Origin of the sequence: Methylibium rhizosphaerae (genome assembly GCF_006386545.1) — a bacterium.
GTDB lineage: Bacteria > Pseudomonadota > Gammaproteobacteria > Burkholderiales > Burkholderiaceae_C > Pseudorivibacter > Pseudorivibacter rhizosphaerae.
Genome location: NZ_SWAR01000008.1, coordinates 71,487 through 90,276, shown reverse-complemented (window position 1 = coordinate 90,276; position 18,790 = coordinate 71,487). Strand labels below are relative to the sequence as shown.

The window sequence follows — 18,790 nt, the reverse complement described above, 5'->3', positions numbered from 1 at the left end:
GCCGGCGGGCGAGGCGCCATTGTCTCAGTTCTTCAGGAGCCGCCCCGCGACGCCTACACGATGCGCTGGTTCAGCCACGGCTGTTTCGCCAGCCGCTGCGCCTCGAAGGCCTTGATCTTGTCGGCATGACGCAAGGTCAGGCCGATGTCGTCGAAGCCGTTGAGCAGGCAGTACTTGCGGAACGGTTGCACGTCGAACGGCAGCTCGGTGCCGTCCGGCTTGACGACCACCTGGCGCTCCAGGTCGACCGCGAGCTCGTAGCCGACGAAGGCCGCCACTTCGTCGAACAGCCTGGCCACTTCGTGCTCGGGCAGCGTGATGGGCAGCAGGCCGTTCTTGAAGCAGTTGTTGAAGAAGATGTCGGCAAAGCTCGGCGCGATGAGCGCGCGGAAGCCGTACTGCTCGATCGCCCATGGGGCGTGCTCGCGGCTCGATCCGCAGCCGAAATTGCGCCGGGCGAGCAGCACCGAAGCGCCCTTGTAGCGCGGCTGGTTCAGCACGAAGTCGGGGTTCGGCTTGCGCGAAGCCGGATCCTGGCCGGGCTCGCCTGGGTCGAGATAGCGCCATTCGTCGAACAGGTTGGGACCGAAGCCGCTGCGCTTGATCGACTTCAGGAACTGCTTGGGGATGATCGCGTCGGTGTCGACGTTCTCACGGTCAATCGGCGCGACCAAGCCCTTGTGGATACGGAATGCTTGCATGTCGTGGGCCTTGGTTACTTCTTGCGCGAAGCCGCGTCTTCGATCTTGTCGCCGACTTTCTGCACGTCCTTGCCTAAACCTTCCATGGTGTTGCAGCCGGCCAGCACGAACAGCGAAGCGATAAGGGTCAGCAGTGCACGGGTCATGAGTGTTCCTCGTGGAGTGGGTCTTCAGGCAATGCGACGGACGTCGACGAAATGACCTTCGATGGCGGCGGCCGCCGCCATCGCCGGGCTGACGAGGTGGGTGCGGCCGCCCGCGCCCTGCCGGCCCTCGAAATTACGGTTGCTGGTGGACGCACAGCGCTCGCCGGGCTCGAGCCGGTCGGCGTTCATCGCAAGGCACATCGAGCAGCCGGGCTCGCGCCATTCGAAGCCGGCGGCCTTGAACACCTGGTCCAGCCCTTCACGCTCGGCCTGTTCCTTGACCAGGCCGGACCCGGGCACCACCATCGCGAGCTTCACGTTCGAGGCCACCTTGCCGCCCAGGCGCCGCACGACTGCAGCCGCCTCGCGCATGTCCTCGATGCGCGAGTTGGTGCACGAGCCGATGAACACCTTGTCGATGCGGATGTCGGCGATCGGCTTGTTGGGCTCCAGCGCCATGTACTGCAGCGCCCGCTCCATGGCGTTGCGCTTCACCGCGTCCTTCTCGCGCTCGGGGTCGGGCACGCGGTCCTCGATGGACAGCACCATCTCGGGCGACGTGCCCCAGGTCACTTGCGGCCGGATCTGCGATGCATCGAGCTCGACCACGAGGTCGAACTTCGCCCCCGGGTCGGAGTGCAGCGTGCGCCAGCAGGCCACCGCCTGCTCCCATTCGACGCCGCTGGGCGAATACGGCCGGCCCTTGACGTACTGGATGGTGGTGTCGTCCACGCCGATGAGGCCGGCGCGGGCACCGGCTTCGATGGCCATGTTGCAGACCGTCATGCGGCCTTCCATGCTGAGCGCACGGATCGCGCTGCCGCCGAACTCGATGGTGTAGCCGGTGCCGCCGGCAGTGCCGATGCGGCCGATGATGGCGAGCACGATGTCCTTGGCGCCGCAGCCCTTGGCCAGCGTGCCCTCCACCTTCACCAGCATGTTCTTCGCCTTCTTGGCCAGCAGCGTCTGCGTGGCCAGCACATGCTCGACCTCGCTGGTGCCGATGCCGTGCGCCAGCGCGCCGAAGGCACCGTGCGTGGAGGTGTGCGAGTCCCCGCACACCACCGTCATGCCGGGCAGCGTGGCGCCCTGCTCCGGGCCGATGACGTGCACGATGCCCTGGCGCTTGTCGGCCATCTTGAACTGCGTGATGCCGTAGCGGTCGCAGTTCTTGTCGAGCGTCTCGACCTGCAGCCGGGACACCGGGTCGGCGATGCCGTGCGAGCGGTCGGTGGTGGGCACGTTGTGGTCGCTCACGGCCAGGTTGGCCGACAGGCGCCACACCTTGCGATGCGCGAGGTCCAGACCCTCGAACGCCTGCGGGCTGGTCACTTCATGCACCAGATGGCGGTCGATGTAGAGCACGGCGGTGCCATCCTCTTCGGTGTGGACGACGTGCTCGTCCCAGATCTTGTCGTACAGGGTGCGGGCGGTCATGGTGGGGGACCTCAAACAGAAGCAGGAATTTTCGCGCGTTTCACAGCCGCGCGGCGTGGGGTGGCGGGGGGATCGTCGCTCGGGCTGGCCTGGCGCGACAGAAATTCAACGAAGCGGCCGACCACCGCCGGCAGCACTTCCTGCTCGCGCACGGCGATCAGGTATTCGCGTTCGGCCCAGGGCTCGTCGAGCTGGAGCACCTGCAGCGAGAACAGGCGCGCCAGGCGCTGGGCCACCGCGGCCGGCATCACCGCCACGCCGAGGCCTGCCTCGACCAGCTGGGCGATGGCGTCGAAGCCGCGGACCTGGAGCCGTGCACGCAGCGGTTTGCCGACGGCAGCCGCCTGGGCGAGCATCTGCTCCTGGACGATCGCACCGGTGTGCAGGCCCACGATGTCGAAGTCGAGCAAGGCTTCGAAACGCACTGCGGCCTGCCCTGCCAGCGCATGCCTGGACGGCACGATGGCCGCGAGCCGCCCGCGGCGATAAGGACGGGTCGAAAGCCGCGGCTCGTGCTGCGGCGGCGCAAAGATGCCAACGTCGGCACGGCCTTCGGCCACACTGCGCTGCACCTCGGCGCTGGTCTGGTCTTCGAGGCTGATGCGCACGGTGGGATGGGCCCGCGAGAAGGCGGCGAGATCCGGTGGCAGGCACTCCGAGATGGACGAGGCGTTGGCGGCGATGCGCAGGTGCCCGCGTATGCCCCTGGCGAACTCGCTCACTTCGCTTTCCAGCGCATTGAGCGACGCATGCAGCGAATGGATGTGGCGCACCAGGGCCCGCCCGGCGGCGGTGAGTTCGACGCCTCGTGCCCGGCGCTCGAACACGGTGACACCCAGGCGCGCCTCGAGATCGGACACGCGCTTGCTGGCCGCAGCCAGTGCCAGATGCTCACGCTTCGCACCTTGCGTGATGCTGCGCGACTCGGCGATTGCGAGCACGAGATTGAGCGTGACCAGATCGAAGCGCATGGCGAGCGGGAACCGCGGGAAGGAGCGAAGGCGGGACCCGGCTTCGCGAACCACGTGCTCTGACCGGTAAGCCAGGCCGCAGTAGCGTTGATGCCGGCCGGTAAGCCGGCGCCCGCCGATGCCCCGTACCCGCACGATATGCGAAGGCTCAGTCGCGTCTCTTAGAGAGTTTTGAAGCCAGCCTTCGCAAGACACGAAGGATAAGTCATGCCACGCGCCAAAACAAAAACCCCGGCGCGGTGGCCGGGGTTTCGTGGCGCCAGGCGACCGCTCAGCGCTGGGCCAGCGGCTTGACGTCGCGCTTGCCGGAGCCCACGTAGAGCTGGCGGGGACGGCCGATCTTGTACTCGGGGTCGCCGATCATCTCGTTGAGCTGGGCGATCCAGCCCACCGTGCGCGCGAGCGCGAAGATGGCGGTGAACAGCGACACCGGGATGCCGATGGCGCGCTGCACGATGCCCGAATAGAAGTCGACGTTCGGGTAGAGCTTGCGGGCGACGAAGTATTCGTCTTCCAGCGCGATCTTCTCGAGTTCCATGGCCAGCTTGAACAGCGGGTCGTTCTCCAGACCCAGTGCGGTCAGCACCTCGTGGCAGGTTTCGCGCATCAGCTTGGCGCGCGGGTCGTAGTTCTTGTAGACGCGGTGGCCGAAGCCCATCAGCTTGATGCCGCTGGTCTTGTCCTTCACCTGCTTGATGAACTCGCCGATGCGCTCGACACCGCCGGCCTTCTGGATGTCTTCCAGCATGTTGAGCGCCGCCTCGTTGGCGCCGCCGTGGGCGGGGCCCCACAGGCAGGCCACGCCCGCCGCGACGGCGGCGAACGGGTTGGTGCCCGACGAGCCGCACAGGCGCACGGTCGAGGTGGAGGCGTTCTGCTCGTGATCGGCGTGCAGGATGAAGATGCGGTCCAGCGCACGCACCACCACGTCGTTGGGCTCGTATTCCTCGCACGGCGTGGCGAACATCATGCGGGTGAAGTTCGCGGTGTAGCTCAGCGAGTTCTTCGGATAGATGTACGGCTGGCCGATCGAATACTTGTACGCCATGGCCACCAGCGTGGGCATCTTGGCGATCAGGCGGATCGCGGCGATCTCGCGGTGCTGCGGGTTGTTGATGTCGGTGCTGTCGTGATAGAAGGCCGACAGGCCGCCCACCAGGCCGGTCAGCACGGCCATCGGGTGCGCATCACGGCGGAAGCCGCGCAGGAAGAACTGCATCTGCTCGTTGACCATGGTGTGGTTGGTCACGAGCTTCACGAAGCCGGCCTTCTGCTGGGCGTTCGGCAGGTCTCCGTACAGCAGCAGGTGGCAGGTTTCCAGGAAGTCGCAGTTCTCGGCCAGCTGCTCGATGGGGTAGCCGCGGTACAGCAGCTCACCCTTGTCGCCGTCGATGTAGGTGATCGACGAGTTGCACGACGCGGTCGACAGGAAGCCGGGGTCGTAGGTGAACTTGCCGGTCTGCGCGTACAGCTTGCGAATGTCGATCACGTCCGGACCGACGGTGCCCTTGTAGATCGGCAGCTCCATGGCGGGGCTGCCATCGGAAAACGACAGGGTGGCTTTGACGTCGGACGGAGTCATGGGCATTCCTCGGTTGGCTAAAGGAGAGAGTTTCTTTCAGGCAGGCGTTCGCATCAGGGCCAGCACGGCGTGCACTTCGTCGCGGTCGAGGTCACCCGAGGGCTCCTTGCGGGCCAGCAACAGGTCGAGCAGATCGTTGTCGGCGAGTTCCATCAGGGCCTCGAGGCCGGCAGCCTGCCGGCGCGTGAGCGTGGCTTCGTGACTCGAGAAGAAGCGCTCGATGAACAGGTCGTTCTCCAGCAGGCCCCGGCGGCAGCGCCACCTGAGCTTGCTGAGTGCTGCTGAATCGAGTGCAGTGTCCATCACCGGCCTTGCATGTGGCTGAAGGATGAACGCGCCTAGACGGCGCGCCGCACCATCAGTTCCTTGATCTTGCCGATCGCCTTGGTGGGGTTCAAACCCTTGGGGCAGACGTCCACGCAGTTCATGATGGTGTGGCAGCGGAACAGGCGGTACGGGTCTTCAAGGTTGTCCAGGCGCTGCGAGGTCGCCTGGTCACGGCTGTCGGCAATGAACCGGTACGCCTGCAGGAGACCGGCCGGGCCGACGAACTTGTCGGGGTTCCACCAGAAGCTCGGGCAGCTCGTCGAGCAGCTCGCGCACAGGATGCACTCGTACAGGCCATCGAGCTCCTCGCGCTCCTCGGGCGACTGCAGGCGCTCCTTCTCGGGCGGCGGCGTGTCGTTCACGAGGTAGGGCGTGATGGAGTGGTACTGCGTGAAGAACTGCGTCATGTCCACGATCAGGTCGCGGATCACCGGCAGGCCGGGCAGCGGCTTCAGCACGATCGGGTCCTTGAGCGTGCGCATGTTCGTGAGGCACGCGAGCCCGTTCTTGCCGTTGATGTTCATCGCGTCCGAACCGCACACGCCTTCGCGGCACGAACGGCGGAACGACAGGGTCGGGTCGACCGCCTTCAGCTTGACCAGCGCGTCGAGCAGCATGCGCTCATGACCATCGAGCTCGATCTCGATCGTCTGCATGTACGGCTTGGCGTCCTTGTCGGGGTCGTAGCGGTAGATCTGGAAGGTGCGCTTTTGCGTCATCGTGGGCTCCGAATACTTCCGAATGCTTTGCTTTGTGGGCGGCGCGGGGTCAGAACGTGCGGACCTTGGGCGGGATCGACTCGACGGTCAGCGGCTTCATGTTCACCGGCTTGTAGTCGAGGCGGTTGCCTTCGCTGTACCACAGCGAGTGCTTGATCCAGTTGGCGTCGTCGCGGTTCGGGAAGTCGTTGTGCGCATGGGCGCCGCGGCTTTCCTTGCGGGCGGCGGCGGAGATCATCGTGGCCTTGGCGCATTCGATGAGGTTCTCGACCTCCAGGGCCTCGACACGCGCGGTGTTGAACACCTTGGAGTTGTCGGCCAGGCCGATGGCGCCCACCCGCTTGTCGATCTCGAGGATCTTCCTGACGCCTTCGTCCATGCTGGCCTGGGTGCGGAACACGCCGGCATGCGCCTGCATCGACGCACGGATGTCATTGGCGACGTTCTGCGCGTACTCGCCATCCTTGGCGCTGTCGAGGCGGGCCAGGCGCGCCAGCGTCTTGTCGGCGGCGTCCTTGGGCAGCGGCTTGTGCGCCTTGTTCTTGAGGTTGAAGTCGACGATGTGGTTGCCGGCCGCGCGGCCGAACACCACCAGGTCGAGCAGCGAGTTCGTGCCCAGGCGGTTGGCGCCGTGCACGCTCACGCAGGAGCATTCGCCCACCGCGTAGAGGCCGTTGACGATGTCGTTGGGCACGCCGTTCTTCGGCGCCACGACCTGGCCGTGCACGTTGGTCGGCACGCCACCCATCTGGTAATGGATGGTGGGCACCACCGGGATCGGCTCCTTCGTGATGTCGACGTTGGCGAAGTTGTGGCCGATCTCGAACACCGAAGGCAGGCGCTTGTGGATGGTCTCGGCGCCCAGGTGGGTCATGTCAAGCAGCACGTAGTCCTTGTTGGGACCGCAGCCGCGACCTTCCTTGATCTCCTGGTCCATCGAGCGCGACACGAAGTCGCGCGGCGCCAGGTCCTTCAGCGTGGGCGCGTAACGCTCCATGAAGCGCTCGCCATTGGCGTTGCGCAGAATGGCGCCCTCGCCGCGACAGCCCTCGGTCAACAGCACACCCGCGCCGGCCACGCCCGTGGGGTGGAACTGCCAGAACTCCATGTCTTCCAGCGGCAGGCCGGCACGCGCAGCCATGCCCAGGCCGTCGCCGGTGTTGATGAAGGCGTTGGTGGAGGCCGCGAAGATGCGGCCGGCACCGCCGGTGGCCAGCAGCACGGTCTTGGCGTGCAGGATGTGCACCTCGCCGGTTTCCATTTCGAGGGCAGTCACGCCGACCACGTCGCCGTCGGCGTCGCGGATCAGGTCGAGCGCCATCCACTCGACGAAGAACTGGGTGCGCGCCTTGACGTTCTGCTGGTACAGCGTGTGCAGCAGCGCGTGGCCGGTACGGTCGGCCGCCGCGCAGGCGCGCTGCACCGGCTTCTCGCCGTAGTTGGCAGTGTGGCCGCCGAACGGGCGCTGGTAGATGGTGCCGTCGGGGTTGCGGTCGAACGGCATGCCGAAGTGCTCGAGCTCGTAGACGACCTTGGGCGCTTCGCGGCACATGAATTCGATCGCGTCCTGGTCGCCCAGCCAGTCAGAACCCTTCACGGTGTCGAAGAAGTGGTAGTGCCAGTTGTCTTCGGACATGTTGCCCAGCGACGCACCGATGCCGCCTTGCGCCGCCACGGTATGCGAGCGGGTGGGGAACACCTTGGACAGCACCGCGACGTTCAGGCCTGCGAGCGAAAGCTGCAGCGAGGCGCGCATGCCGGAGCCGCCGGCCCCGACGATCACGACGTCGAACTTGCGTTGAGGAAGAGTCGTTCCAACCAGCATCACAGTCTCCACAGCACCTGCACGGCCCAGCCGGCACAACCCACCAACCAGACGATCGTGAACACCTGAAGTACCAGGCGCACGCCCACGGGATTGATGTAATCCATCCAGATGTCGCGCATGCCCACCCACGCGTGGTAGAGCAGCGAGACGATGACCACGAAGGTCAGCACCTTCATCCATTGGCTGGAGAAGATGCCGGCCCACTTGTAGTAGTCCAGCGGCCCGGGCAGCAGCACCTGCACCAGGACGACGAGGGTGAACAGTGCCATCAGCACGCCGGTGACTCGCTGCGAGAGCCAGTCCTTGAAGCCGTAATGCGCGCCGACGACCAGGCGCTTGGAACCGAAGTTTTGTTGTGCCATCGCGGGTTCTCTTTTTTTGGATGCGTTCAGTACAGGCCGAACAGCTTGGCGCCCAGCACCACGGTGAGCAGCAGGCTGGCGGCGATCGTGAAGATCGCGGACGTCTCGCCCTGCTTCTTGCTCACGCTGTGGGTGATGTCCATCCAGATGTGGCGCACGCCGGCGATGAAGTGCTGCAGGTAGGCCCAGATGATGGCCAGCGCGACCAGCTTGATGAACCAGCCCGGCAGGAAGCCGGCGCCAGCCGAGAACACGCTGGTGAAGCGGTCGAACGAGATTTCATCGGAGACGCTCGTGTCGAACATCCAGATGATGAATGGCATCAGCAGGAACAGCACCCCGCCGCTGACGCGATGCAGGATCGACACGATGCCTGCGGGCGGCAGGCGATACGAGAGGATCTGCGTGATGTGGATGTTGCGAAAGACGGGGCGATCCTTCGCAGCTTTGGTGAGGGCTTCGGCCATTCGATCTCTCCGGACCTGCGTAACGAAAGTGAAACTCGTCGAGTGTATTGCAATGCAGCAAGCCTCTTGCATGTGGTGAGCGCGTAGCGCACGCACTTTTCACGCAGCGAGGCGCAGGGGTGGTCAGCTCAGTTCATTGCGATAGAAGTGGCCACTCGTGTTGTACAAGCCGCGCCGCAACTCCACGGGCTTGTCGCCATAGGTGAGGGACAGGCGCTCCACGCTCAGCAACGGGAAACCCGGCGACACCTGCAGCAGTTCGGCCGCCGCGGCATCGGCCGCCACAGCCCTGAGCTTTTCTTCGGCGCGGATCATGCGCACCCCGAACTCGGTCTCGAACAGCGCATACATCGGCCCGCGGTAGTCGCTCAGGCGCTCTGCGGTGAGCCCCTTGAACTGGGCACCGGGCAGCCAGATCTCGTCGAGCACGACCGGCTTGCCGCGAAACACCAGCATGCGGCGCACCGACACGACCGTGTCACCCGACTTGAGTTCGAGCGCACGGGACACGTCGGCCGGCGCTCGCAGGCGGCGGCAATCGAGGAGCTTGCGCTCGACCGGGCCGACCGCGCCTTCCTCGTCAGGCATCAGCCGCAGGAAACGGTACTGGGTCTGTTGTTCGGCATGGGTGGACACAAAGGTGCCCTTGCCCTGGCGGCGCACCAGCAGGTTTTCGGTGGCCAGCTCGTCGATGGCCTTGCGCACGGTGCCCTGGCTGACCTTGAAGCGAACCGCCAGCTCGACCTCGCTGGGAATGGCCTCGCCGGGGCGCCACTCGCCCGCCTGCAGGCTGCGCATCAAGAGCGCCTTGATCTGCTGGTAGAGCGGGCTGAAGGCAGGCCCCGCATCACCCTCGCGCAGCGCGGGATCGGCGCCTGGAGCGGCACCAATGGGAAGGGATGAGGTGGCCATCGGCGGATTGCATCACAACGGCTGGGGCAACGTCCAGACACTCATGATAAATGTCTTATATAAGACATAAGACCGTTGACACTTCCGAGATGGTTACCTAGACTGGCCTAAACTTGCTGCGCCGCGGAAGCCCCTCCCCTGCCGGGCTCTCCGATCGACACACCGAATTCCCCTTCTCTCCTTCGGAGCCTCACCATGAGCAAGAAACCCGTACGCGTGGCCGTCACCGGCGCCGCCGGCCAGATCGGTTATGCCCTGCTGTTCCGCATCGCTTCCGGCGAAATGCTGGGCAAGGACCAGCCCGTCATCCTGCAGTTGCTGGAGATCCCGGACGAGAAGGCCCAGAAGGCGCTCAAGGGCGTGATGATGGAACTGGAAGACTGCGCCTTCCCGCTGCTGGCCGGCATGGAAGCCCACAGCGATCCGATGACCGCCTTCAAGGACACCGACTATGCGCTGCTCGTGGGCGCCCGCCCCCGCGGCCCCGGCATGGAGCGCAAGGACCTGCTGTCGGCCAACGCGCAGATCTTCACCGCCCAGGGCAAGGCGCTCAACGCCGTGGCGTCGCGCAACGTGAAGGTGCTGGTGGTCGGCAACCCGGCCAACACCAACGCCTACATCGCAATGAAGTCGGCCCCCGACCTGCCGCGCAAGAACTTCACCGCCATGCTGCGCCTGGACCACAACCGTGCGCTGTCGCAAGTGGCGGCCAAGACGGGCAAGGCCGTGGCCGACATCGAGAAGCTCACCGTGTGGGGCAACCATTCGCCCACCATGTATGCCGACTATCGCTTCGCCACCATCGGCGGCGCCTCGGTCAAGGACATGATCAACGACCAGGAGTGGAACGCCAACGTGTTCCTGCCCACCGTCGGCAAGCGCGGCGCCGCAATCATCGAGGCGCGCGGCCTGTCATCCGCCGCTTCGGCTGCCAACGCCGCCATCGACCACATGCGCGACTGGGCCCTGGGCACCAACGGCAAGTGGGTCACGATGGGCATCCCGTCCGACGGCCAGTACGGCATCCCGAAGGATGTGATGTTCGGCTTCCCGGTCACCACCGAAGGTGGCGAATACAAGGTCGTGGAAGGCCTGCCCATCGACGCCTTCTCGCAGGAACGCATCAACATCACGCTGAAGGAACTGCAGGAAGAGCAGGACGGCGTGAAGCACCTGCTCTGATCCCTTCAGCAGGGCGCGAATGAAGGCCGGTCCCCACCGGCCTTTTTTTCGCCCGAGAATCGCTGTCGTCGACGACCCGAGCAGCAGACACCGCGATGCATCCACGCCTTGCCCTCTTCGAAAGCAGCGAACGCCCGACAAGCCTGCCGGTGTGCGATCACTACGCCGGCGTCGAAGCGCGCATGCGCAAGAGCATGGCGCTGCAGGCCGAACTCGGACCAGTGTTCGACCTGACGCTCGACTGCGAGGACGGCGCGCCGGTCGGCGGCGAGGCCGAACACGCGGAGATGATCGCGTCGTTCGTCAACAGTGCCGACAACCGCTTCGACCGCATCGGCGTGCGTGTGCATCCGGTGAGCCACCCCTGCTTCGAGCGCGACCTGCAAACACTCATCGGCCAGGCCGGCGGGCGGCTCGCGTACATCATGGTGCCCAAGCTGCAGTCGCTGAAGGAAGCGCAGGCGGCCTGCGACTGGATCGACCGCGTGAGCACCGAACACGGCCTGCTGCGCAAGATCCCGATCCATGGGCTGATCGAGACCTTCGGCGGGCTGCGCGACGTAACGCACATCGCCGCCCTGCCACGCATCGAGTCACTGTCGTTCGGACTGATGGACTTCGTGAGCGCGCACCGCGGCGCCATCCCGGCCTCCGGCATGAGTGTCGAGGGGCAGTTCAGCCACCCGCTGGTGCTGCGCGCCAAGCTCGAGATCGCCGCGGCCTGCCACAGCCACGGCAAGACGCCCTCGCATTGCGTCGTCACCGAGTTCAAGGACCTGCGAGCCCTCGAGCGCGCTGCCGGCCGCGCCGCCCGCGAGCTCGGCTACACCCGCATGTGGAGCATCCATCCGAGCCAGATCCAGCCGATCGTCGAGGCATTCGCGCCGTCGGCTGCCGAGGTGGACACCGCCGCGGAGATCCTGCTGGCTGCACAGGCCGCGTCATGGGCACCGACGGCCCATCGGGGCACCCTGCACGACCGGGCGAGCTATCGCTACTTCTGGCACGTGCTCGAACGCGCACACCGCACTGGCCAGCCACTGGCCTCTCAGGTGCAGGAAGCTTTTTTCCAGGAGCCCTCTGCCTGAGGCGCTGGCTGTCGCGCAGGTCCAACAGCTTGCGCGATGTTGGTAACACCACTTCGCAGGCGCACCTGATGTGACGGATTTCGGCAACCGGCGACCGCCCCCGTCGCATTCGTGAGGCAGACCGAACCAGCCGTGGAGCATCCGTGAATTCCGGCACACGAATTCATGACGGCACTCGTGGTGCGTGACTTGCATCAGTGGCGCGGACGGTTCCCTCCGTTCTTCAAAGGAGTGAGGGAAACGTGAAATGCGTCCTGTGAAGTGCCAGCTGAAGATGCAAATTGCAACGGTTGGCATGTAACAGCCCCACCAGAATGCCAGCACTCAACCTGACAGGAGTTAGTTTCATGAATCGCATGCTTTCGATTTCGGCCGCCGTGTGTGCCCTGGTGCTTGGTGGCGTGGCCACCGCGCAGACCACCGCACAACCCGCCGCCAAGTCGGCCGAAGCGAAACCTGCCGCCAAGAAGCCGGTGAGCCAGTCGCGCAAGGAACTCAAGTCCGAGGCGAAGGGCCTGGCCCTGGCCACCGAAGTGACCGAAAACATCAGCGCCAGCCAGCTCGAGATCGCCAAGCGCGTGTACGTTGGCAAGGCAGAGTGCGAGTTCAACCAGGCCGTGAATGTGGTCGCGCACGATAGCAAGCCGGGCGTCTTCCGCGTGTCGTTCAAGAACGCTTCGTACCTGATGGTCCCCGAGGAGACCACCACCGGTGCCGTGCGCCTGGAAGACAAGAAGAACGGGATCGTCTGGATCCAGATCCCGAGCAAGTCGATGATGATGAACTCGAAGATCGGCCAGCGCATGGTCGACAGCTGCAAGCACGCCGAGCAGCGCGTCTGACCAGCCCCTGAGCGCCCCGGCGCCCCGCAGCAAGCCGCCTCCGGGCGGCTTTTTGCTGCCCGGGCCCAGTTTGGGTTTGCCAAGTCTTATATAAGACATAAAATATCAGAGCAGGCCAACAGCCACTCAAGCACCGTCTTCTGGAGCCAACCCCCATGCTGCAAACCTATCGCCAACACGCCGCCGAACGCGCTGCCATCGGCATCCCTCCCCTGCCCCTGGATGCCAAGCAGACCGCCGAACTGATCGAGCTGCTGAAGAACCCGCCTGCCGGCGAAGAGAACTTCCTGCTGGATCTGCTGACGCACCGCGTGCCGCCGGGCGTGGACGATGCCGCCAAGGTGAAGGCCTCGTTCCTGGCCGCGGTGGCGCATGGCGACGTGAAGGTCGCGCAGATCCCGCGCGCCAAGGCCACGCAGCTGCTGGGCACCATGGTGGGCGGCTACAACGTGAAACCGCTGATCGACCTGCTGGACGACGCTGAAGTCGCCGCGGTCGCCGCCGAAGGCCTGAAGAAGACGCTGCTGATGTTCGACTTCTTCCACGACGTGGCCGAGAAGGCCAAGGCCGGCAATGCGCACGCCAAGGCGGTGATCCAGAGCTGGGCCGACGCCGAGTGGTTCACCTCGCGCCCCGAGGTCGAGAAGAAGATCACCGTCACCGTCTTCAAGGTGCCCGGCGAAACCAACACCGACGACCTCTCGCCCGCCCCGGACGCTTGGAGCCGCCCGGACATCCCGCTGCACTACCTCGCGATGCTGAAGAACACCCGCCCCGACGCGGCCTTCAAGCCCGAGGAAGACGGCAAGCGCGGCCCGATCCAGTTCATCGAAGACCTCAAGAAGAAGGGCCACCTGGTGGCCTATGTGGGCGACGTGGTGGGCACCGGCTCCTCCCGCAAGTCGGCCACCAACAGCGTGATCTGGGCCACCGGCCAGGACATCCCCTTCGTGCCGAACAAGCGCTTCGGCGGCGTCACCCTGGGCGGCAAGATCGCTCCGATCTTCTTCAACACCCAGGAAGACTCCGGCTCCCTGCCGATCGAAGTCGACGTGTCTACGCTCGAGATGGGCGACGTGATCGACGTGCTGCCCTACGACGGCAAGATCCTGAAGAACGGCGAAACCGTCGCCGAATTCGCCCTCAAGAGCGACGTGCTGCTCGACGAGGTGCGCGCCGGCGGTCGCATCAACCTCATCATCGGCCGCTCGCTCACAGGCAAGGCCCGCGAGTTCCTCGGCCTGCCCTCTTCCACCGTGTTCCGCCTGCCGGTGGCCCCCGAGGACAGCGGCAAGGGATTCACGCTGGCCCAGAAGATGGTCGGCCGCGCCTGCGGACTGCCCGAAGGCCAGGGCATCCGCCCGGGCACCTACTGCGAGCCCAAGATGACCACCGTCGGTTCGCAGGACACGACCGGCCCGATGACCCGCGACGAGCTGAAGGACCTGGCCTGCCTGGGCTTCTCGGCCGACCTCGTGATGCAGTCTTTCTGCCACACCGCCGCGTACCCGAAGGCGGTGGACGTGAAGACGCACCGCGAGCTGCCCGCCTTCATCAGCAACCGCGGCGGCGTGGCCCTGCGCCCGGGCGACGGCGTGATCCACAGCTGGCTCAACCGCCTGCTGCTGCCCGACACCGTGGGCACCGGCGGCGACTCCCACACCCGTTTCCCGATCGGCATCTCCTTCCCCGCCGGCTCCGGCCTGGTGGCCTTCGGCGCGGCCACCGGCGTGATGCCGCTGGACATGCCCGAGTCGGTGCTGGTGCGCTTCAAGGGCCAGATGCAGCCCGGCGTCACGCTGCGTGACCTGGTGCATGCGATCCCGCTCTACGCCATCAAGGCCGGCCTGCTGACGGTGGAGAAGAAGGGCAAGAAGAACATCTTCTCGGGCCGCATCCTCGAGATCGAAGGGCTGCCCGACCTCAAGGTGGAACAGGCCTTCGAGCTGTCCGACGCGTCGGCCGAGCGCTCGGCCGCCGGCTGCACGATCAAGCTGAACCCGGAGCCGATCAAGGAATACCTCACCAGCAACATCGTGCTGATGAAGAACATGATCGCCGACGGCTACCAGGACAAGCGCACGCTGGAGCGCCGCATAAAGAACGTGGAAGCCTGGCTGGCCAAGCCGCAGCTGCTCGAGGCCGACAAGGACGCCGAGTACGCCGCCGTGATCGAGATCGACCTGGCCGACATCAAGGAGCCCATCGTCTGCTGCCCGAACGATCCGGACGATGCCAAGTTCATGTCCGAGGTCGCCGGCACCAAGATCGACGAGGCCTTCATCGGTTCGTGCATGACCAACATCGGGCACTTCCGCGCGGCAGCCAAGCTGCTGGGCGGCGCGCGCGACATCCCGGTCAAGCTGTGGGTCGCTCCGCCGACCAAGATGGACCAGAACGAGCTCGTCAAGGAAGGCCACTACGCCACCTTCGGCACGGCCGGCGCCCGCACCGAAATGCCCGGCTGCTCGCTGTGCATGGGCAACCAGGCGCAGGTGAGGGAAGGCGCGACGGTGATGTCCACCTCGACACGCAACTTCCCGAACCGCCTGGGCAAGAACACCAACGTGTTCCTGGGCTCCGCGGAGCTGGCCGCGGTGTGCTCGAAGCTGGGCCGCATCCCGAGCCTGGCCGAGTACCACGAGGCGATGGGCATCATCAACAAGGACGCCGCCTCGGTGTACCGCTACATGAACTTCGACCAGATCGAGGAATACGCCGACGTCGCGAAGGACGTGGCCGTCTGACGGCCGGACCGGTCAACGGTCACTTGCGTTCACAAGCAAAAGCGGCCCTGCGGGGCCGCTTTCTCATGCTGGGTGCCGCGGCCTGAAAACTATGATGACCCGCATGAATCACAACCGCAGGGCAAGCGGAGCCGGGGCTCGGCTGGCCGTACTGGCGTTCAGCGGCTTGTTCGCGCTGGTGTTCAGCCTGGGAGGATTCATCGGCGGGCTGCAGCCGCTCTACCGCACGCTGAGGGCCGCATGGGAGGTGCAAGGCTGGCAGCCCGTGCCGGCCGAGGTGCTGGCCAGCGAACTGCAGAAGAGCCGCGGCAGCAAGAGCATCACCTACCGGGTCAGCGCGCGCTACCGCTACACCTTCGCGGACACGACGTACGAAGGTACCCGTGTCGGGCTCGACGATTCCGGCGGCTCCGACAACGTGGGCGACTGGCACCACCAGTGGCAGGCGCGGCTTCAGGCGGCCGGCTCGCAAGGGCGGCCGATCACCGCCTGGGTCAACCCGCAGCAGCCTTCGAGTGCATTGCTCGACCGCTCGATCCGGTGGGTCATGCTGGTGTTCCACCTTCCGTTTGCGCTGGTGTTCACCGCCGTGGGCCTGGGCGCCGCACGGATCTTCTGGCGCACGCTCGTGCCGCCGGGCTCCGCCCCTGGCAGCGAGGCCAGTCCGCAGCAGCCGCTGCAGAGTGCGGCGCCTCGCAGTTCGGCGAGCAGGTCGCAGGCCAGCCTCTGGTTCTTCGCGTTCTTCTGGTGCGGCATCGCCTTCCCGCTGGCCGCCGTGTTCTGGATGAGCGGGTCGCCCTGGTGGGTGCATGCCTTCACCTCGCTGTTCGTGGTGATCGGCCTGGCCCTGGTGTACCTCGCCCTGCGCCAGTCGGTCACGGCATGGCGATTCGCCGGCGCCCGGTGCCAGTGGCACCCGGCGCAGCCGCGCGCGGGGCAGCGATGCGAGGTGGTGCTGTGGATGAAGCCGCGCGCGGCGGCGGCCCGCAGGCACGGTACGGCGACGCTGCGCCTGGCCCAGTACCGGGTGGACGATGCCGGATCCGGCAGTCCCGAGCGCCTGGTCGAGTCCTTCGACCGCACGGCCGCCCTCGTGCCGGAGCCTGACGGCGGCGTTCGACTGGCTGCGCAGTTCGAGCTGCCCGAGGACGCACCCACCCACGGTGCGCGGCGGTCACGTGAACGTGTCGACTGGCGCCTGGAAGTGCTGCGCGACGATGGCACCGTGGAGGTGTCGTACGACGTGCCGGTGCAGGCGACAGCGCAGGCCGCCAGCGCACCGGATCGTTTTGCCGACCCGCCCGACTGGGGAAGGGAAGTCCCGATCAGCACCGCGCCGCAAACCGGCGCTGCACCGGCATGGCCCCCGGACGTACGCGTCATCGAGACGGCGGACCACTGGACCTTGTCCTTTGCGCAGCGCGGCTGGCGATGGGCGGCGTTCGCGGCGCTGATCGCCCTGGGCTTCTTCGTGCAGGCGTGGTGGCCCGACCTGCGGGCCGGTGGATGGCGGCTCCTGCCGCTTGGCTTCTTGCTGGCATTCGCCGTCCATGCGGCCACCCGCCGGTGGACGCTCATGGTCCGGGATGCCGGGCTTGCCGTGCGGCAGTCATCGTGGATGTGGCGGCGGGTGCGTCTCGTGCCAGGCGAGGCAACGACATCGCTGTTCCACAAGGTGCTGTACGCCTCCGGCTCGAAAGTGCAGGCACGGCAGACCTTCCACGCGGTGTACGCACGGGTGCCGGGTGAGCCGCAGGCCGTTCAATTGACCCCGGCGGTGGCCGGTGCCGACGGCGCGGTGGCGGTGGCCCGTGCGATCGGCGACGCCTGGGCGCATCGCCGTGGAAGGTTCAGCGCAGGCGCTGCCCGGCCGACCGGCGCATCCGCGAGCGGGCCGCAGGCAGGTTGGCTGGCTTGCGTAGTGTTGCTGGCCGGGCTTTGGGCCGCGGCGGGCCTGATGCCGGGCTCGCTGGCCGACGGCAGCGGCGCGTGGGAAGACAGCCTGCGCCCGGCGGACTCGAGGCTCGTCACGGCGCAGGACGCAGGCGATGCCGCCGGGCTCGAGCGCGCCCTGCGGGAAGGCGCCGATGCCAACCTGCTCAATGCCAGGGGATCGTCGATGCTGATGCTGGCGGCGCATCGCGGCCAGCTCGCGCACGTCGACCTGCTCCTGCGCTACGGCGCGGCTCCCGACCTGCGGCAGACCCGCAGCGACAACGAGCGCGGCGACACCGCGCTGTTGCGAGCCTTCTATGGCGGCCACCTCGCGGCGGCACAGCGGCTGGTGCAAGCCGGCGCCAGCCTGCAGGTGCGCAATCGCTGGGACTGGGGCCCTGTCCACATGGCGGCGCAAAGCGGCTGCGTGCCCTGCCTGCAGTGGCTGGCCGACCAGGGCCTGCCGCTGGACGAGCCGGCCGCCGCCAGCCGAGGAGAAACGCCGCTGATGCTGGCCGCCGCCAAGGGCAGGGTCGAAGCCCTCGCCTGGTTCGAGGCCCGCGGGCAGGACCTCTGGGCACGGGATCCGCATGGGCAGGATGCCCTTGGCTGGGCGCGCTTCGGCGGCCAGGCACAGGCCGAGCAGTGGCTGCTGGCGCGGCAGCCGCCGAGATGAAGCCGGCGGTGCAGGGGCGACCGTTTTGTTTGGGCCCGCGCCCGTGGACAATCCGCGACTTGCGAACCTGCCGACCCATCGGCGCTCAAAGAGGCTGCAACAACAAGCCCAACGGCTACCTCACCGACAAGGACCCAACGTGAACCGTCGCCTTTTCACCCTGGCCACCTCCGCTTCCGTCGCCCTGCTGGCGCTCTCCGCCTGCAAGGACAAGCCCGCCGAATCCCCCGCGGCAGCGACCGCACAACCTGCCGCCGCCCCGCAGCCTCCCTATGAGGCGGCCGCCAAGGGTCACGGCTTCACCATCGGCCAGATGATGGCGGCGAACGCGGTCTATGTGTTCTTCGATCCGACCTGCCCGCACTGCGCCCAGCTGTGGATGAACTCCAAACCCCTGCTCGGGAAGCTGCGCATGGTGTGGATCCCCATCTCGCTGCGCCCGTCCACCGCGGCGCAGGGCGCCACCATCCTCTCCGCCAGCGACCCGATGGCCGCCATGGAAGAGAACGAAGCCTCGGTGCTGCAGAACAAGGGCGGCATCACCGCCAGCCAGTCGCTTTCCGACGAGGTCAAGGCCAAGGTCAAGGCCAACACCGAGCTCTGGGCGAGCCTGGGCGCCGACAGCGTGCCCTACATCGTCTTCAAGAACGCCAGGAGCGGCCAGCAAGGCACGCACGCCGGCGCGGTCGACGCAGCGCGGCTGTCGGAGATGGTGGGCCTCTGAGCGCCCCGGGGCCGCACCGAGCGGCCCCGTCCCAAGCGCAGCCTCACTGCGCCTTCCCCCTGATTTCCTCCGACTTGTTGCCGGCGGCTTGCAGCAAAACGGCGCTGCAGGCAGAGTCCGTGGCTATTGTCACGGTGGCTTGCC

Annotated in this window: 17 protein-coding genes; 6 read left to right on the top strand and 11 right to left on the bottom strand. The window is 66.5% G+C overall.

The genetic code is table 11. The annotated features are described in order from the left end of the window. Nucleotides 1-53 precede the first annotated feature (53 nt). From leuD to E8D38_RS08475, 11 genes are all read right to left on the bottom strand, one after another. Nucleotides 54-701, bottom strand: a complete 648-nt coding sequence (gene leuD / locus E8D38_RS08525; protein WP_140627863.1) for a 3-isopropylmalate dehydratase small subunit — start codon at nt 699-701, stop codon at nt 54-56. Between the two features lie 14 nt (nt 702-715). Beyond that, nucleotides 716-847, bottom strand: coding sequence for an entericidin A/B family lipoprotein (locus tag E8D38_RS08520; protein WP_140627860.1), 132 nt, complete (start codon nt 845-847; stop codon nt 716-718). Between the two features lie 24 nt (nt 848-871). Next, on the bottom strand, nt 872-2,284 hold the full coding sequence (gene leuC, locus E8D38_RS08515) for a 3-isopropylmalate dehydratase large subunit (RefSeq protein WP_140627857.1): 1,413 nt from the start codon (nt 2,282-2,284) through the stop codon (nt 872-874). 11 nt (nt 2,285-2,295) lie between these two features. After that, nucleotides 2,296-3,255: a LysR family transcriptional regulator gene (locus E8D38_RS08510; RefSeq protein ID WP_140627855.1), complete on the bottom strand. Its 960-nt coding sequence runs from the start codon at nt 3,253-3,255 to the stop codon at nt 2,296-2,298. A gap of 271 nt (nt 3,256-3,526) precedes the next feature. Beyond that, nucleotides 3,527-4,837, bottom strand: coding sequence for a citrate synthase (locus tag E8D38_RS08505; protein ID WP_140627852.1), 1,311 nt, complete (start codon nt 4,835-4,837; stop codon nt 3,527-3,529). A gap of 36 nt (nt 4,838-4,873) precedes the next feature. After that, nucleotides 4,874-5,140, bottom strand: coding sequence for an FAD assembly factor SdhE (locus E8D38_RS08500; protein ID WP_140627850.1), 267 nt, complete (start codon nt 5,138-5,140; stop codon nt 4,874-4,876). A 35-nt stretch (nt 5,141-5,175) separates the two neighbouring features. Beyond that, a complete protein-coding gene (locus tag E8D38_RS08495) occupies nt 5,176-5,883 on the bottom strand; it encodes a succinate dehydrogenase iron-sulfur subunit (RefSeq protein WP_140627847.1) in 708 nt (235 codons plus the stop codon). A gap of 49 nt (nt 5,884-5,932) precedes the next feature. Next, a complete protein-coding gene (sdhA, locus tag E8D38_RS08490) occupies nt 5,933-7,708 on the bottom strand; it encodes a succinate dehydrogenase flavoprotein subunit (protein WP_140627846.1) in 1,776 nt (591 codons plus the stop codon). Then, the gene (gene sdhD / locus E8D38_RS08485) at nt 7,708-8,073 is read right to left on the bottom strand and encodes a succinate dehydrogenase, hydrophobic membrane anchor protein (RefSeq protein WP_140627844.1); all 366 of its coding nucleotides are present in this window, start codon (nt 8,071-8,073) and stop codon (nt 7,708-7,710) included. Before sdhD ends, sdhA begins: the two co-directional genes overlap by 1 nt. Before the next feature lie 26 nt (nt 8,074-8,099). Then, entirely contained in the window at nt 8,100-8,540 is a 441-nt protein-coding gene (gene sdhC / locus E8D38_RS08480) for a succinate dehydrogenase, cytochrome b556 subunit (protein ID WP_140627841.1), read from the bottom strand. Between the two features lie 123 nt (nt 8,541-8,663). Then, nucleotides 8,664-9,452 carry a GntR family transcriptional regulator gene (locus tag E8D38_RS08475; protein ID WP_140627839.1) on the bottom strand — a complete coding sequence of 263 codons (789 nt, stop codon included), beginning with the start codon at nt 9,450-9,452 and terminating at the stop codon, nt 8,664-8,666. 195 nt (nt 9,453-9,647) lie between these two features. Here E8D38_RS08475 and E8D38_RS08470 point away from each other — a divergent pair, with 195 nt between their 5' ends. The 6 genes from E8D38_RS08470 (at nt 9,648) to E8D38_RS08445 (ending at nt 18,646) form a co-directional block, all read left to right on the top strand. After that, the gene (locus E8D38_RS08470; RefSeq protein WP_140627837.1) at nt 9,648-10,634 is read left to right on the top strand and encodes a malate dehydrogenase; all 987 of its coding nucleotides are present in this window, start codon (nt 9,648-9,650) and stop codon (nt 10,632-10,634) included. Nucleotides 10,635-10,729: 95 nt separating this feature from the next. Next, nucleotides 10,730-11,722, top strand: a complete 993-nt coding sequence (locus tag E8D38_RS08465; protein WP_140627835.1) for an HpcH/HpaI aldolase/citrate lyase family protein — start codon at nt 10,730-10,732, stop codon at nt 11,720-11,722. 347 nt (nt 11,723-12,069) lie between these two features. Beyond that, the gene (locus E8D38_RS08460) at nt 12,070-12,564 is read left to right on the top strand and encodes a hypothetical protein (protein ID WP_140627833.1); all 495 of its coding nucleotides are present in this window, start codon (nt 12,070-12,072) and stop codon (nt 12,562-12,564) included. Nucleotides 12,565-12,719: 155 nt separating this feature from the next. Continuing rightward, nucleotides 12,720-15,311 (top strand): bifunctional aconitate hydratase 2/2-methylisocitrate dehydratase, encoded by a 2,592-nt coding sequence (acnB, locus tag E8D38_RS08455; RefSeq protein WP_140627830.1) that lies wholly within the window; start codon nt 12,720-12,722, stop codon nt 15,309-15,311. A gap of 103 nt (nt 15,312-15,414) precedes the next feature. After that, entirely contained in the window at nt 15,415-17,922 is a 2,508-nt protein-coding gene (locus E8D38_RS08450; RefSeq protein ID WP_246099407.1) for an ankyrin repeat domain-containing protein, read from the top strand. 139 nt (nt 17,923-18,061) lie between these two features. Beyond that, on the top strand, nt 18,062-18,646 hold the full coding sequence (locus E8D38_RS08445; RefSeq protein ID WP_140627826.1) for a thioredoxin fold domain-containing protein: 585 nt from the start codon (nt 18,062-18,064) through the stop codon (nt 18,644-18,646). Nucleotides 18,647-18,790 lie beyond the last annotated feature (144 nt).

Bases quoted from the DNA above. Each gene is read 5' to 3' on its own strand.
- leuD (WP_140627863.1), bottom strand. From the start codon at position 701: ATGCAAGCATTCCGTATCCACAAGGGCTTGGTCGCGCCGATTGACCGT.
- E8D38_RS08520 (WP_140627860.1), bottom strand. From the start codon at position 847: ATGACCCGTGCACTGCTGACCCTTATCGCTTCGCTGTTCGTGCTGGCC.
- leuC (WP_140627857.1), bottom strand. From the start codon at position 2,284: ATGACCGCCCGCACCCTGTACGACAAGATCTGGGACGAGCACGTCGTC.
- E8D38_RS08510 (WP_140627855.1), bottom strand. From the start codon at position 3,255: ATGCGCTTCGATCTGGTCACGCTCAATCTCGTGCTCGCAATCGCCGAG.
- E8D38_RS08505 (WP_140627852.1), bottom strand. From the start codon at position 4,837: ATGACTCCGTCCGACGTCAAAGCCACCCTGTCGTTTTCCGATGGCAGC.
- E8D38_RS08500 (WP_140627850.1), bottom strand. From the start codon at position 5,140: ATGGACACTGCACTCGATTCAGCAGCACTCAGCAAGCTCAGGTGGCGC.
- E8D38_RS08495 (WP_140627847.1), bottom strand. From the start codon at position 5,883: ATGACGCAAAAGCGCACCTTCCAGATCTACCGCTACGACCCCGACAAG.
- sdhA (WP_140627846.1), bottom strand. From the start codon at position 7,708: ATGCTGGTTGGAACGACTCTTCCTCAACGCAAGTTCGACGTCGTGATC.
- sdhD (WP_140627844.1), bottom strand. From the start codon at position 8,073: ATGGCACAACAAAACTTCGGTTCCAAGCGCCTGGTCGTCGGCGCGCAT.
- sdhC (WP_140627841.1), bottom strand. From the start codon at position 8,540: ATGGCCGAAGCCCTCACCAAAGCTGCGAAGGATCGCCCCGTCTTTCGC.
- E8D38_RS08475 (WP_140627839.1), bottom strand. From the start codon at position 9,452: ATGGCCACCTCATCCCTTCCCATTGGTGCCGCTCCAGGCGCCGATCCC.
- E8D38_RS08470 (WP_140627837.1), top strand. From the start codon at position 9,648: ATGAGCAAGAAACCCGTACGCGTGGCCGTCACCGGCGCCGCCGGCCAG.
- E8D38_RS08465 (WP_140627835.1), top strand. From the start codon at position 10,730: ATGCATCCACGCCTTGCCCTCTTCGAAAGCAGCGAACGCCCGACAAGC.
- E8D38_RS08460 (WP_140627833.1), top strand. From the start codon at position 12,070: ATGAATCGCATGCTTTCGATTTCGGCCGCCGTGTGTGCCCTGGTGCTT.
- acnB (WP_140627830.1), top strand. From the start codon at position 12,720: ATGCTGCAAACCTATCGCCAACACGCCGCCGAACGCGCTGCCATCGGC.
- E8D38_RS08450 (WP_246099407.1), top strand. From the start codon at position 15,415: ATGAATCACAACCGCAGGGCAAGCGGAGCCGGGGCTCGGCTGGCCGTA.